The organism is Priestia sp. FW507-14D1A, from assembly GCF_058781295.1.
In genome coordinates this window covers 110,548-125,188 of record NZ_JBYSWQ010000004.1, presented here as the reverse complement: position 1 = coordinate 125,188, position 14,641 = coordinate 110,548, and the positions used below count along the sequence as shown (strand labels likewise).

Genomic DNA, 14,641 nt, shown 5'->3' with positions numbered 1-14,641 from the left:
TAGATTGTCGAATTATGAATACAGTAATTAGGATACCAACTAACAATGAAAACAGCAACATTTTTAGGCTGATATTCAAAATTTGTTAGGATGAAAACCCTACCAAAACCTTAATTCGACTTTACTGGTATATATTCCCTAACAACTTTTCGGATTTCATCAATATCAAACGGTTTTGCAAAGTGTGTTAATGCTCCTAGATCTTTTGCTTCTTGAATCATATCCAATTCACCATAAGCGGTCATAATGATGACTTTAATCGTTTCATCGTGCTGCTTTAACCTTTTTAAAATTTCAATTCCATCCATTCCTGGAATTTTCATATCTAATAAGACAAGATCCGGTGCTTGCTCTTTTGTAATATCAATCGCCTGGAAGCCGTTCGCCGCTTGAAATGTTGTATAGCCTTCTTTTTGCAGCACTTCCGTTAATAAAATACGTATACCATACTGATCATCAACAATTAAAATTTTCTCTGCCAATATAATCCCACCTTTTATATTCCTCTTCTACAGACAAAACTAACATATGTATTTCGCCTTTAAAACAAAAATCCCTGCTAATTAGAGAAATTGTTACAAAACATAGCTTTTTTTGTCATCCATCCAATTTCATTGCACTTTACTTTCATTGTAGCTCATTTCAAGATAGAATACAGATAGCTTTTTTCGTTATAATGTGTAGATAGACGGCTTTAGCCGCTTAAATCGAAGGGAGATTCTATGCTTAAAATTTTCACAACTCAACTTTCAGGTTTTTTTAAACGAATTGAAGAACAAGAAGAATTCCAATTTGAAGATGCCGCGCGTATTTTAGCACAAGCCTCTGTCGGAGAAGGATTTATTTATATTTATGGCGTAGAAGAAATGCACGCCATTACGCTTGAAGCACTAAGCAGTGCAGAACCTTTAAGTCAGGCAAAAGCTTTGCCTTTACATGAATTAGATCAGCTGACTAGCGTTGATCGCGTACTGCTTGTCTCTCGATTTTCAACAGATAATAAAGCAGTGGAAATAGCTGAACGTTTAAAGAAACACGATATTCCATTTGTTAGCATTGCTGCTGCTCCTAAAGAGATAACCGAACCTTCTTTAACAGCACTCGCAGATGCGCATATTGATACAAAATTGTTAAAGCCGCTTATTCCTGGAGAAGACGGCTCAAGATTTGGTTTTCCAGCAATGATGGTCGCTTTATACGCGTACTACGGTTTAACTTTCACATTAAAAGAAATCGTAGAAGAATATGAATAAAAAACACGCTGTCTAAAGACAGCGTGTTTTTTATTTCACTTATTTGTTTTGACTTGATCCCATTGATGCGCGAATAAATTCTTTGAACAATGGTTGCGGTCTAGTTGGACGAGAAGTAAACTCTGGGTGGAATTGTGAAGCCAAGAACCATGGGTGGTCTTTTAGCTCTACAATTTCAATTAAACGGCCGTCTGGGCTTGTACCAGAGAAGATAAAGCCTTTCTCTTCCATTTGTTGACGGTATTCGTTATTGAATTCATAACGGTGACGATGACGCTCATATACCACTTCATCTTGATATGCTTTATATGCAAGCGTATCTTCAGACAATTTACAAGGGTATAATCCTAAGCGCAGTGTACCACCTAGGTCTTCTACGTCTTTTTGTTCTGGTAATAAGTCGATAATTGGATAGTTTGTTTCAGGTGCAATTTCTGCTGAATGTGCGCCTTCTAAGCCTAATACATTACGCGCAAACTCAACTGATGCCAGCTGCATACCTAAGCAAATACCTAAGAATGGAACTTTTTGCTCACGTGCATATTGTGTTGCTACAATTTTACCTTCAATTCCACGATCACCAAATCCACCTGGAACTAAAATACCGTCTACATCACCAAGTAAATCTTGAACATTTTCTTTTGTTACAAATTCCGAGTTTACCCACTTGATGTTTACATCTGCATCGAATGCATATCCAGCATGTTTCATTGCTTCTACGACAGAAATATAAGCATCTTGAAGCTCTACATACTTACCAACCAATGCAATTTTTGTTGTATTTGAAAGTCCTTTTACTTTCTCAACCAGTGCTTTCCACTCAGTCATTTCTGCTTCTTTGCAATCTAATTTCAAGTGATCGCATGTGATTTGATCTAGGTGCTGCTCTTGTAGAGATAGTGGAATTTCATATAATGTTTCAGCGTCTGCACACTCAATAACCGCTTTTGGATCAATGTCGCAGAATAAAGCTAGCTTGTCTTTCATATCTTCAGAAATTGGCATTTCTGTACGAACAACGATAACATTTGGCTGAATACCTAAGCTACGTAATTCTTTTACACTATGCTGTGTTGGTTTTGTTTTCATTTCACCAGCAGCTTTTAAATATGGCACAAGTGTACAGTGGATGTACATAACATTGTCACGGCCAATATCACTTTTAATTTGACGAATAGCTTCTAGGAAAGGAAGTGATTCAATATCTCCTACCGTTCCGCCGATTTCAGTAATAACAACGTCCGCATTTGTTTCTTTACCTGCACGGAAAACGCGTTCTTTAATTTCATTTGTGATGTGCGGAATAACCTGAACTGTTCCGCCTAAATAATCACCGCGACGCTCTTTTTTCAATACTGTTGAATATACTTTACCTGTTGTTACGTTGCTGTAGCGATTTAAGTTGATATCGATAAAACGCTCATAGTGACCTAAGTCTAAGTCTGTTTCCGCGCCATCATCCGTTACGAATACCTCACCGTGTTGGTATGGACTCATTGTTCCCGGGTCTACGTTAATGTATGGATCAAACTTTTGAATCGTTACGTTCAACCCACGGTTTTTTAATAAACGGCCTAAAGAAGCTGCTGTAATCCCTTTTCCTAGAGATGATACAACACCGCCTGTTACGAAAATATACTTTGTCATCTATACTTCCCCCTCTAAATAATTTGAACTGTACAATATTAAAAGTTTTCACATAAACAATCACAATTCATTCATTGTGCATGCGAAATTATAAGAAACCTTATGAATGTGAAACGTTCAAGAACCAAAAGAAAGTTTCTATCAAGGATTTATAAGAACATATCGGGGTGTAAAACATGGATAGATAAAATAAAAAAATTGCTCCCAATACCAAAACTGGATTGGGAGCAATAGTCTATTTTAAATAAAAACTTTTTAAATGCTTGTTTAAAGAGCCCAAAAAAGATTCTACCTACTTCGCTTGAAAAAGTCAAGAAGGATTATTTTTCTTTGTCGTCCTCATAATCTTCTTCTTCATCTTCATCATCATCTTCTAGATCATCTTCTAAATCGTCAAAATCGTCTTCTGCAAGATCATCTTCATCTTCTTCTAGCTCGTCAATGTCTTCAAAATCTTCTTCTTCCTCTAGATCATCAACATCTTCATAATCCAAATCTTCTTCTAAATCATCAAAATCTTCAACTTCTTCAACAACAGCTTTTTTCGCTTTTTTCTTTTTAGGTTTTGCAACCGGAATAACTTCTTCTTCAGCTTGGTCAAAAGGATACCATCCACGAAGACCCCAGTGGTTGTCCCCTACTGTTAAAAAGCGACCATCAATATTAATATCTGTATAAAACTGAGCTAATCTCGTTTTTAATTCTTGATCTGACATTTCAGCTGCTGCTTTAATTTCAGCAATAATTTCTTGGAATGACATTGCTTGACGATCTGTTTTTTCTTCTAGAAGCGCATAAGCAATCTCAATCATCGACATTTCTTTTAAATCCGTTTTTGAGTACTGTGCTAAACTCAAATCTGGCACATCCTTTCTATGGCTATGTATATCGAAAATCTATTAAATCAATTCATCATATGTGTAAATGATGGAAACGAATAAATACATACCATTCATTATAAACAAATTCAATACATTTATGCTAGCCTCGTTTCTAAAATTCTCGAGAATTTCGCATAAAACAACGAAAAAATAGACATTTTTTCACTATAATACATTCTACTTAATACGCCAACAACATCCTTTAATCAAAAGGAATTCACCATCCGTTATTCTGACTCCGCTAAGGTTAAGTCTATAAAAGCCGAGATGACCCACAAACAGTCATCTCGGCTTTTAATATATCACTATATACTAACGATACATTATTACATATTTCGGCGATATTGCCCACCGCATTCATATAAAGCTCGCGTAATTTCTCCTAAGCTGGCTACTTTAACGGTCTCCATTAACTCTTTGAAAATGTTCTCTCCTTCTGTTGCAGCTTTCTTTAACCTTTTCAGCGCATCTTCTCTTTTTTCTTCATGCTGCTGTTGAAACTTCTGAAGCTGATTAATTTGATGATTTTTTTCTTCTTTTGATGCGCGGGCTAACTGCATGTCATCAACTGAGGAATTTTCCTCTTCATTTGGATTAATATACGTATTTACTCCTATAATAGGTAAATCTCCCGTATGTTTTTGCATCTCATATTCCATCGATTCATCTTGAATCTTACCTCGCTGATACTGCATTTCCATCGCACCTAAAACGCCGCCTCGATCATTTAAGCGTTGGAACTCAGCCAATACCGCTTCTTCTACCAAGTCTGTTAGTTCATCAATAATAAAAGAGCCCTGTAGTGGATTTTCATTTTTAGTTAATCCATGCTCTTTTGTAATGATTAATTGAATGGCCATCGCTCTTCGTACAGATTCCTCTGTCGGCGTTGTAATTGCTTCATCATACGCATTGGTATGAAGAGAGTTGCAATTGTCATGAAGAGCCATTAAGGCTTGCAACGTCGTACGTATATCATTAAAATTAATTTCCTGTGCATGAAGCGATCGGCCGGATGTTTGAATATGATACTTAAGCTTTTGACTGCGTTCATTCGCGCCGTATTTATCACGCATCACAATTGCCCAGATTCTTCTCGCTACACGTCCAATAACCGTGTATTCAGGGTCAAGTCCATTACTAAAGAAAAACGATAAATTAGGAGCAAAATCATCAATGTGCATGCCTCGACTCAAGTAATATTCCACGTACGTAAAACCGTTGGCCAATGTAAAAGCTAGCTGAGAAATCGGGTTAGCCCCTGCTTCAGCTATATGATAGCCTGAAATAGAAACAGAATAATAGTTGCGCACTTTCTCGTCAATAAAGTACTGTTGAATATCTCCCATCATTTTTAATGCAAATTCTGTGGAAAAAATACACGTATTTTGCCCTTGGTCTTCTTTTAAAATATCCGCTTGAACAGTTCCTCTCACTTGTTTCAACGTACCCGATTTTACTTCCTCGTATTCCTCTTCCGTTAAAGGACGCTTCAGCTCCTCTTCCTTCTTTTCCACCTGCTGACTGATAGCTGTATTCATAAACATAGCTAGTAATATTGGAGCCGGCCCATTGATGGTCATCGAAACGGAAGTCGACGGATGGCAAAGATCAAATCCTTTATACAGGAGTTTCATATCATCAAGGGTACAGACATTTACGCCGCTTTCGCCAATTTTCCCGAAGATATCTGGCCTTGGATCTGGATTTTCTCCATAAAGCGTTACAGAATCAAATGCTGTACTTAAACGCTTAGCCTCATCATCTTTTGACAAATAGTGAAAGCGGCGATTTGTTCGTTCTGGTGTTCCTTCGCCTGCAAATTGACGCTTAGGATCTTCACCTTTTCGTTTGAACGGAAAAACACCTGCTGTATAAGGAAACGCACCTGGCACATTTTCTTTATAAAGAAAACGAAGAACTTCCCCATATTCTTTAACTTTTGGAAGAGCCACGCGCGGAATACGCAGTCCTGATAGGGTATCAACTTGCAGAGAGGTTTTAATTTCTTTATTTCTTATCTTTGTAATAAGTTCTTCTTTCCCGTACTGACTTTTTAATTTAGGCCAGTTTTCCAGCTTTTCAATCGATTCAGCCGTTAGCTGTTTTTGATATTTCTCCTTTAGCTGAGTGAGCTCTTGCTTGGCCGTTTCTGTTTCCACTTCTTCCAGAGCACCCTCTAGCTGATAAAATTTACGCGCTATTTGTACTTGAACATCCGTATTGCGGTGATAAGAGCGAACGCTGTTTACAATCTCCTGTAAATATTGCTGTTGATCATTAGGAATGATGGTATATTTCTTTTCACTTACGCGCTCTGATGATTTTTCTACGTGCCAAGACGTACGGCATGTTTGATGCAGATGATTTACAAGATCTTCAAATAAAATATTTGTTCCCCCGTCGTTGAACTGGCTCGCAATTGTGCCGTAAATTGGCATCGTAGAGAGATTATTTTCAAACAGCTGATGATTACGCTGATATTGACGCTGCACTTGTTTTTTTGCGTCTTCAGAACCTTTTTTTTCAAATTTATTGATTACAATAAAGTCTGCGTAATCAATCATTTCAATCTTTTCTAACTGCGACGGCGCGCCAAATTCGCTTGTCATTACATACAGAGAGACGTTTGCAATATCTTTGACTTGAGCATCAGCTTGCCCGATGCCGCTTGTTTCGACAATGATAATGTCGAAACCCGCTTTTTTCACGACAGCAATTCCATCTCGAATGGCCGCCGATAGCTCATGTCCAGATGAACGCGTGGCCAAACTTCTCATATACACACGAGGAGACGCTGCGATGTTCATGCGAATTCGATCCCCAAGAAGCGCTCCTCCGGTTTTTTGTTTAGTTGGATCGACGGATAAAACAGCTACATGAATATCTGGAATATGTTCAATAAACCTTCTTACTAATTCATCCGTAAGCGAACTTTTCCCCGCTCCTCCTGTTCCTGTGATTCCAATAACCGGTATTTTTTGATCCGTCTCGCTTTCGATTACACTTTCTCGGATTTCTTCAAGAGCAGCTGCGTGCTCTTTTGTGTATTCATAGGCTTCATTTTCAGCGCATGTAATAAGCTGGGCAATTAAACGGTCATTAGCCGGCGTTAAGGTTCGATCCTTCGGCAGTGCAGGGGGATTTGTGTAATAACAATCATCGATCATAAATTGAATCATGCCTTCTAACCCCATTTTTCGTCCATCTTCCGGAGAAAAGATTTTAGAAATGCCGTAATCATGAAGCTCTTGAATCTCACTCGGAATAATGACCCCTCCTCCTCCGCCATAAATTTTAATATGAGAAGCCTGTTGTTCTTGGAGTAAATCGTACATATACTTAAAATATTCTACATGGCCGCCTTGATAAGAAGAAATGGCAATCCCCTGAACATCCTCTTGTATGGAAGCGTTAACAATTTCTTCGACAGATCGGTTATGCCCCAGGTGAATGACTTCTACCCCCTTGGCTTGAAGAATTCGTCTCATAATATTAATGGACGCGTCGTGGCCGTCAAACAGGCTAGAAGCGGTTAAAAAACGAAGCGGTCTTTTGCTTGTATTCAAACTGTCTCCCCCTCACACAGTTGTTGAAATGAAAAATTTTTAAGTAAAAAATCTAACTGCATATTTGTATATTCTTCTAATGAATAATGCTTTTGCAGCCACCATCTGCGAAATGCCCACATCTGACCTTGAACAAATAAATGATGAGCAAACAGCGAAATTTCTTTATCCGTAAGTGCAAATTGATTGTTTTCTACGCAGCCTTCGATAATAACCTTAAACATCTCAACCATATCCAGCTCTTTTTTTAATACATATGGAAGCGCATCTTTAGACAGTGATTTCGCTTCTTGGTACATGACTAATACTTCATCTTGAAGCTCATCCACAACTTTAAAATAGTGCTGAATCGCTTGTTGAAGCTCAGCGATTGTATAACGATCCACCACCATCTCTTCTAATCGCTCTCTCACTTCATCGTAAATATTGTCACATACAAGATATAAAACATCTTCTTTAGATTGAATATATTCGTAAAGTGTACCGATACTGAACCCAGCGGCTTTGGCAATTTCCCTTGTTGTTGTTCGGTGAAAACCTTTTTCCTTAAATAGCGTGACGGCTCCTTTAATCATTTGATTACGACGCTCTACAATCAGCTTTTCATCTTTAATGGATGTGAGAACTTCTCTCTTTTTCATTTTTTCACCTCTCCTACAACAAGTGTTTTATTTAGCAAGATACCTAGAAATGACGAGACGCTGAATCTCTTGTGTGCCTTCATAAATTTGCGTGATTTTTGCATCTCTCATAAAACGTTCTACTGGATAATCTTTTGTATAACCGTATCCTCCAAATACTTGAACAGCTTCTGTCGTTACTTTCATTGCTGTATCCCCAGCATATAATTTTGACATGGCTGATTCTTTGCCATATGGCAGCCCTTGGGACTCTAACCAAGCAGCTTGATAGGTTAACAGTCTTGCAGCTTCTATACTCGTGGCCATGTCGGCTAACTTAAACGCAATTCCTTGCTGAGAAATAATTGGCTTACCAAATTGCTGACGTTCCTTGGCATAAGCTACGGCCGCATCTAACGCCCCTTGGGCAATTCCTACAGCCTGCGCTGCAATGCCATTTCGGCCGCCATCTAGTGTCATCATCGCAACTTTAAATCCTTCTCCTTCATTTCCTAGCAAATTTTCTTTTGGAACACGGCAGTCCTCGAAAATAATTTCTGAGGTAGGTGAAGAGCGAATGCCCAGTTTCTTTTCTTTTTTACCAACTGAAAATCCCGGCATATCTTTTTCAATAATAAAAGCGCTCGTGCGTTTTTCATTGGGGTCGATGCGAGCAAATACGACGTAAATATCCGCTTCGCCGCCGTTTGTAATAAAGATTTTAGAACCATTTAAAATATAATTTTCTCCGTCTTTTACAGCGAGCGTTCTCATTCCTCCTGCATCTGATCCAGCACTCGGTTCGGTTAACCCATAAGCACCTATTTTCTCACCCGTTGCCATAGGTTTCAGGTATTTTTGTTTTTGTTCTTCTGTTCCGAATGTATAGATTGGCCAGCCGGCAAGAGAAGTATGAGCCGACAAAGTAACGCCTGTTGATGCACATACTCTAGACAGTTCTTCAACAGCAATGCAATAAGCTAGATAGTCACTGCCAATTCCTCCGTATTGCTCCGGCCATGGAATACCTGTTAATCCTAGATCAGCCATTTGCGTAAAGATTCCTCTGTCAAAACGCTCTTCTTCATCTCGTTGTGCAGCTGTCGGAGCCACTTCGTTTTTGGCAAAGTCCCGCACCATTTTTCGAATCATTTCGTGTTCTTCTGAAAGTTTAAAAAACATGATTATTCCCCCTATAATTGACTGCTAATGACGATGCGCTGAATTTCGCTTGTACCTTCGTAGATTTCGCATACTTTGGCGTCACGAAAATACCTCTCTACTGGATAATCTTTCATATAACCATAGCCTCCCAAAACTTGAATCGCATCGATTGCTACATTCATGGCCGTTTGGGAAGCAAATAATTTCGCCATTGAGGCTTCTTTTTTACAAGGAAGTTTTTGATCATATAAAAAAGCGGCTCTATACATTAAAAGCTTCGCTGATTCAACAGCCGTTTCCATATCAGCCAGCTTAAAGGCAATACCCTGCTGAGATAAAATCGGTTTTCCGAATTGATATCGTTCATTTGCATAGTTTTTAGCTGCCGTTAACGCACCTTCAGCAATTCCTACCGCTTGAGCAGCAATACCAATTCTTCCGGCATTTAAATTAGCCATCGCAATTCGAAAGCCTTCACCTTCTTCTCCGAGACGATTTTCTACAGGCACCTGTATATTTTCAAAGTGAAGTTGAACCGTTCGAGAACCATGAAGGCCCATCTTATGTTCATCTTTTCCTACTGAAAATCCCTCCATCGTCTTTTCAACGATAAAAGCGCTCATCCCTCTCGACCCGCGTTCGGGATTCGTTTTAGCAAATACAATATACGTATCTGCTTCGCCGCCGTTTGTAATGAAAAGCTTTGAACCATTTAAAAGATAGTGGTCTCCTTTTCGTTCTGCCTTTGTTTTTAAGCTTGCAGCATCAGACCCTGCACTAGGTTCTGTTAAACAAAAAGCACCTAAATATTCACCTGTCGCCAGTTTTTTTACATACTTTTGTTTTTGATCTTCCGTCCCAAATACGACAATAGGATTCGTACCTACAGAAGTATGAACAGACAAAATGACGCCTAGGGCTGGACTTACTTTTGATATTTCGTGGATGGCAATCATGTACGATACAAAGTCCAGTCCGCCCCCTCCGTATGCTTGAGGAACGGGAATGCCCATCAGGCCAAGATCAGCCATCTGCTTTAATAAACCTCGAGGAAATTCACCCTTTTCCATGTTTGGCACAGCCGCAGCGACTTCTTTTTCACTAAAATCAGCTACCATCTTTTTAATCATGTGTTGTTCAGACGTAAAAAAGATCATTTCGCCACTCCTTTATGTTTCGTACGTAAAAAATCCTTTTCCTGTTTTTCGACCAAGCCACCCTGCCTTTACATATTTCCTAAGCAATGGACAAGGACGATATTTGTCATCACCAAACCCTTTATGAAGCGTTTCCATAATAAACAAACATGTATCGAGGCCGATGAAATCTGCTAATGTCAAAGGTCCCATTGGATGGTTCATTCCTAGTTTCATCACTTGATCAATATCCTCTTCGCTTGCTACACCTTCATAGAGCGTAAACACAGCTTCGTTAATCATTGGCATTAAAATTCGATTTGAAACAAACCCTGGAAAATCATGAACTTCCACCGGGGTTTTATTTAATTTTTTCGTTGTTTCATAGACTGCTTGATACACTTCATCGGTAGTAGCCAGCCCTCTAATAATTTCAACGAGTTTCATCACCGGAACAGGATTCATAAAGTGCATGCCAATTACTTTTTCAGGTCGAGTGGTCACAGCTGCAATTTCAGTAATAGGAAGCGAAGACGTGTTGGTTGCTAAAATAGTATGACTCGGGGCTAACGAATCCAACTCCGCAAAAATGGCTTGTTTGACTTCCATCTTTTCCACAACCGCTTCGACGATTAAATCTGCTTTTTGTGCTGCCGTTATTTCATTTGCCAGCTGAATGCGCTCCATAATCCCTTCATGTTCCTTAGCTGAGAGAGAACCTTTTCCCACCTGCTTTTTCAGACGTTTATCAATACCTTCTATTCCTTTTTGTGTATTTTTTTGATCAACGTCATACAAAGAAACTTGGTATCCGCTCGCAGCAAATACTTGCGCAATGCCTGCTCCCATCTGACCTGCTCCAATAACCATAACTGTTTCAATATTCAAGTTGGTATCCCCCTTTTACACTTCTACCATAATGGCATCACCTTGGCCGCCGCCGCTGCAAATAGAAGCAATGCCTAGTCCGCCGCCTCGTCGTCTTAATTCATGAATGAGCGTTACAACAATACGGGCGCCGCTTGCTCCAATCGGATGTCCAAGTGCTACAGCCCCGCCGTTCACATTTACTTTTTCAGCCGGAAGCCCTGCAATTTCCATACTCATCAACGCTACCGCTGAAAAAGCTTCATTGATTTCAAACAGCGCAATATCGTCTACTGTTTTACTTGTTTTTTGCAATAGCTTATTAATAGCAAACCCGGGCGTTTTCGGAAATTCCCTTGGCTCCATCGCAAGAGAAGTATGGTTTACAATCGTAGCCAACGGCTCATAGCCATTTGCTTTTGCCACATCTTCATCCATTAGCATGAGCGCAGCTGCTCCGTCATTCACGCTAGGTGCATTTCCTGCTGTAATGGTTCCGCTGTGACCAAATACAGGCCGAAGAGAAGAAAGTTTTTCTAACGACGTGTCTTTTCTTGGTCCTTCATCTTTTTGAACCGTTATCGTTCCTTTTTTAGACGGAATATCAACTGAAATTCTTTCTGCGGTCCATCTCCCTTTCTCTTCTGACTCTACCGCTAATTGATGACTGCGAAGGGCCCATTCATCCTGCTTTTCTCGGGAAATATCCATTTCAGAAGCTATTTCATTTCCATACGTACCCATTTGGACCCCTGTAAAGCTGCATGTCAAACCGTCATGAACCATCAAATCCGTCACAACGCTATCTCCCATACGGAACCCCCACCTTGCTTTTGGAAGAAGATACGGCGCGTTACTCATCGATTCCATTCCACCTGCAATGATTGTTTTTGCTTCTCCTAATCGAATCAGCTGATCAGCAGTTGTAATGCTGCGCATACCCGATGCACAGACTTTATTAATGGTTTCCGTCTCTACTTGCCACGGTAAACCTGCATAATGCATGGCTTGCCTAGAAGGCAGCTGCCCTTGGCCCCCTTGCAGCACGCACCCCATAATAACGGAATCAATTTCTGTACGTCCTTTTGATGCTGCTTGAATCGCTTTCCCGCCTAGTTCTGCCGCTTTTAGTCCACTTACGCTGCCACCTAATTTTCCAAAAGGTGTTCGAACTGCACTCACAATAACTGTTTTCCCCACTGTTATTTCCTCCTTTTTCTTCCTCTTTGTCCTTGCCGATTGAACGCTTGCTCAATTTCCTTTCTGTAAAAAGTAGAGATGAAGACCACCTCTACTTCTCCTTTATGAAACCTGTTCTTGCACGTCGCCATAAATTGACTTTTCAAGCAGTTCTGCTACGTCATACGTATGAACCTGTTCTTCTACTTCTTTTGCTTTTGTTCCGTCACTTAGCATCGTTAAGCAGTATGGGCAACCTGAACTGATAATGCTTGGGTTAACAGCTAAGGCCTGTTCGGTGCGCGCTACATTAATGCGCTGGCCGGTCGTTTCTTCCGTCCACATTAACCCTCCTCCTGCTCCACAGCACATACCATTTTCACGGTTGCGATCCATTTCAATCAAATGAACACCTGGAATCGCTTTCAAAATTTCTCTTGGCGGACTGTATACTTCGTTATATCTTCCTAAATAACAGGAATCATGGAAGGTAATTTTTTCATTAACCGCATGTTTTGGTGACAGCTTACCTTCTTTCACCAACATAGCTAGTAATTCTGTGTGATGATACACTTCTCCTTCAAAACCGAAATCTGGATATTCATTTTTAAAAATATTGTAAGCATGTGGATCAATTGTAACAATTTTTTTGATTTCATTTTTTTCAAATTCAGCGATATTTTTAGAAGCTAACTCTTGGAATAAAAATTCATTGCCCAACCTGCGCGGCGTGTCACCAGAATTTTTTTCTTTATTTCCTAAAATCGCAAATGAAACACCCGCTTCATTGAGAAGCTTTGCAAACGATAGGGCGATTTTTTGGCTGCGGTTATCATAAGATCCCATCGAACCTACCCAGAACAAATACTCAAACGTTTCACCGGCTTTACTTACTTCTTTAACAGTAGGAATGTGAACATCTTCTCTTACATGTCGCCATTCTTCACGCTCTTTTCGGTTTAATCCCCAAGGGTTTCCTTGACGCTCAATATTCGTCATGGCACGCTGAGCATCCGCGTCCATCTTTCCTTCAGTTAATACTAAAAAACGTCGTAAATCTATGATTTTATCTACGTGCTCGTTCATTACGGGACATTGATCTTCACAGTTTCGGCACGTTGTACATGCCCAAATTTCTTCTTCCGTAATGACATCTCCAATTAAAGCGGGATTATATTCCGCTGTTGCTGCGGCTTCTTCTCCGCCTTGGGTGGCCGCCATCATCGCCAGCTGATTTCCTTTTGTTTTGGAGAATGCATACGTAGGAACCCAAGGAGCCTTAGATGTAACAACCGCTCCTTTTTCTGTTAAGTGATCGCGCATCTTTAAAATTAAATCCATTGGAGATAAAATTTTCCCTGTACCCGTTGCCGGACACATATTCGTACATCGACCGCATTCCACACAGGCATATAAATCAATAAGCTGATGCTGCGTGAATTCTTCAATCTTTCCAACCCCAAACGTCTCCTGGGTCTCGTCTTCAAAATCAATCTTTTCAAGCTTACCTGGCTTAGAAACGCGGTTAAAAAATACATTAGCCGGTCCAGCCAGTAAATGAGCATGTTTTGATTGAGGAACATATACTAAAAACGTCAATAACACGGCTAAGTGGATCCACCATGAAACATAAAAAATGGAGATAGCGGCAATATCATTGATTCCCTTAAACAAGATCGCAATCGATGACGCAACCGGTTCTGTCCATGACGGTTCATGATTATGCCAGATGATTGACATACCGTTTCCGACAAGCACTGACAGCATAAGTGCTCCAATAAAAATCAGTACTAAACCAGATTTAAACCCTCTTTTTAAACGCACAAGCTTTTCGACGTAGCGGCGGTGAAAAGCCCAGACCACTGCTACTAAAATCAAAAGCGTCACAATTTCTTGAAAAAATGTAAAGCCGGGATATAAAGGTCCAAGCGGCAAATGTTTACCTGGAAGCAAACCTTTTATAATAAAGTCTAACGCACCAAACTGAACTAAAATAAACCCATAAAAAAACATGACGTGCATAATTCCACTTTTTTTATCTTTTAACAGCTTCTTTTGTCCAAACACGTTCACCCAAATTTTTTGCAGTCTTTCTTTTAACCGCTGATCAAATTCTACTTTTTTCCCTAATTGAATATACTGAATGCGTGTGCGAATCAAATATACAAACAAAGAAACAGCGTAAGCGGTTACAATAATAAAAAAGAGAAAATTCACCCACAGCAACCCTGTCATCTCGTCCCCTCCTTGAATAATTTGTTACCTTTTTTTCCTCCTGACGACTAAATTTTCTGATAATATATCTGCTTTCATTGTATATAATGA

Annotated in this window: 11 protein-coding genes; 1 reads left to right on the top strand and 10 read right to left on the bottom strand. The window is 39.7% G+C overall.

Annotated features, from left to right (window positions below):
* Positions 1 to 110: 110 nt before the first annotated feature.
* Positions 111 to 485: a response regulator gene (locus tag AC3WJG_RS16260; RefSeq protein ID WP_087944205.1), complete on the bottom strand. Its 375-nt coding sequence runs from the start codon at positions 483 to 485 to the stop codon at positions 111 to 113.
* A gap of 237 nt (positions 486 to 722) precedes the next feature.
* Here AC3WJG_RS16260 and AC3WJG_RS16255 point away from each other — a divergent pair, with 237 nt between their 5' ends.
* Positions 723 to 1,253 (top strand): DUF2529 family protein, encoded by a 531-nt coding sequence (locus tag AC3WJG_RS16255; protein ID WP_060745875.1) that lies wholly within the window; start codon positions 723 to 725, stop codon positions 1,251 to 1,253.
* Positions 1,254 to 1,292: 39 nt separating this feature from the next.
* Here the strand turns inward: AC3WJG_RS16255 and pyrG are convergent, their stop codons facing one another.
* The 9 genes from pyrG to AC3WJG_RS16210 all read right to left on the bottom strand — a co-directional run bounded on the left by pyrG (position 1,293) and on the right by AC3WJG_RS16210 (position 14,551).
* Positions 1,293 to 2,900, bottom strand: coding sequence for a CTP synthase (gene pyrG, locus AC3WJG_RS16250; protein WP_337134440.1), 1,608 nt, complete (start codon positions 2,898 to 2,900; stop codon positions 1,293 to 1,295).
* 320 nt (positions 2,901 to 3,220) lie between these two features.
* The gene (gene rpoE / locus AC3WJG_RS16245) at positions 3,221 to 3,757 is read right to left on the bottom strand and encodes a DNA-directed RNA polymerase subunit delta (RefSeq protein WP_028409707.1); all 537 of its coding nucleotides are present in this window, start codon (positions 3,755 to 3,757) and stop codon (positions 3,221 to 3,223) included.
* Between the two features lie 350 nt (positions 3,758 to 4,107).
* Positions 4,108 to 7,350 (bottom strand): fused isobutyryl-CoA mutase/GTPase IcmF, encoded by a 3,243-nt coding sequence (gene icmF, locus AC3WJG_RS16240; protein WP_028409708.1) that lies wholly within the window; start codon positions 7,348 to 7,350, stop codon positions 4,108 to 4,110.
* Positions 7,347 to 7,991, bottom strand: a complete 645-nt coding sequence (locus AC3WJG_RS16235; RefSeq protein WP_014457745.1) for a TetR/AcrR family transcriptional regulator — start codon at positions 7,989 to 7,991, stop codon at positions 7,347 to 7,349. The genes icmF and AC3WJG_RS16235 overlap by 4 nt, the downstream gene beginning before the upstream one ends.
* Positions 7,992 to 8,018: 27 nt before the next feature.
* Entirely contained in the window at positions 8,019 to 9,152 is a 1,134-nt protein-coding gene (locus AC3WJG_RS16230; RefSeq protein ID WP_337134438.1) for an acyl-CoA dehydrogenase, read from the bottom strand.
* An 11-nt stretch (positions 9,153 to 9,163) separates the two neighbouring features.
* Complete coding sequence (locus tag AC3WJG_RS16225; protein WP_028409710.1) at positions 9,164 to 10,291, bottom strand: acyl-CoA dehydrogenase; 1,128 nt, start codon at positions 10,289 to 10,291, stop codon at positions 9,164 to 9,166.
* Positions 10,292 to 10,303: 12 nt separating this feature from the next.
* Positions 10,304 to 11,158: a 3-hydroxybutyryl-CoA dehydrogenase gene (locus tag AC3WJG_RS16220; protein ID WP_028409711.1), complete on the bottom strand. Its 855-nt coding sequence runs from the start codon at positions 11,156 to 11,158 to the stop codon at positions 10,304 to 10,306.
* Positions 11,159 to 11,173: 15 nt separating this feature from the next.
* Positions 11,174 to 12,337, bottom strand: a complete 1,164-nt coding sequence (locus AC3WJG_RS16215) for an acetyl-CoA C-acetyltransferase (RefSeq protein WP_060745878.1) — start codon at positions 12,335 to 12,337, stop codon at positions 11,174 to 11,176.
* 102 nt (positions 12,338 to 12,439) lie between these two features.
* Positions 12,440 to 14,551 carry a (Fe-S)-binding protein gene (locus AC3WJG_RS16210; protein ID WP_102813955.1) on the bottom strand — a complete coding sequence of 704 codons (2,112 nt, stop codon included), beginning with the start codon at positions 14,549 to 14,551 and terminating at the stop codon, positions 12,440 to 12,442.
* Positions 14,552 to 14,641 lie beyond the last annotated feature (90 nt).

Bases quoted from the DNA above. Each gene is read 5' to 3' on its own strand.
- AC3WJG_RS16255 (WP_060745875.1), top strand. From the start codon at position 723: ATGCTTAAAATTTTCACAACTCAACTTTCAGGTTTTTTTAAACGAATT.
- pyrG (WP_337134440.1), bottom strand. From the start codon at position 2,900: ATGACAAAGTATATTTTCGTAACAGGCGGTGTTGTATCATCTCTAGGA.
- AC3WJG_RS16235 (WP_014457745.1), bottom strand. From the start codon at position 7,991: ATGAAAAAGAGAGAAGTTCTCACATCCATTAAAGATGAAAAGCTGATT.
- AC3WJG_RS16230 (WP_337134438.1), bottom strand. From the start codon at position 9,152: ATGTTTTTTAAACTTTCAGAAGAACACGAAATGATTCGAAAAATGGTG.
- AC3WJG_RS16225 (WP_028409710.1), bottom strand. From the start codon at position 10,291: ATGATCTTTTTTACGTCTGAACAACACATGATTAAAAAGATGGTAGCT.
- AC3WJG_RS16210 (WP_102813955.1), bottom strand. From the start codon at position 14,551: ATGACAGGGTTGCTGTGGGTGAATTTTCTCTTTTTTATTATTGTAACC.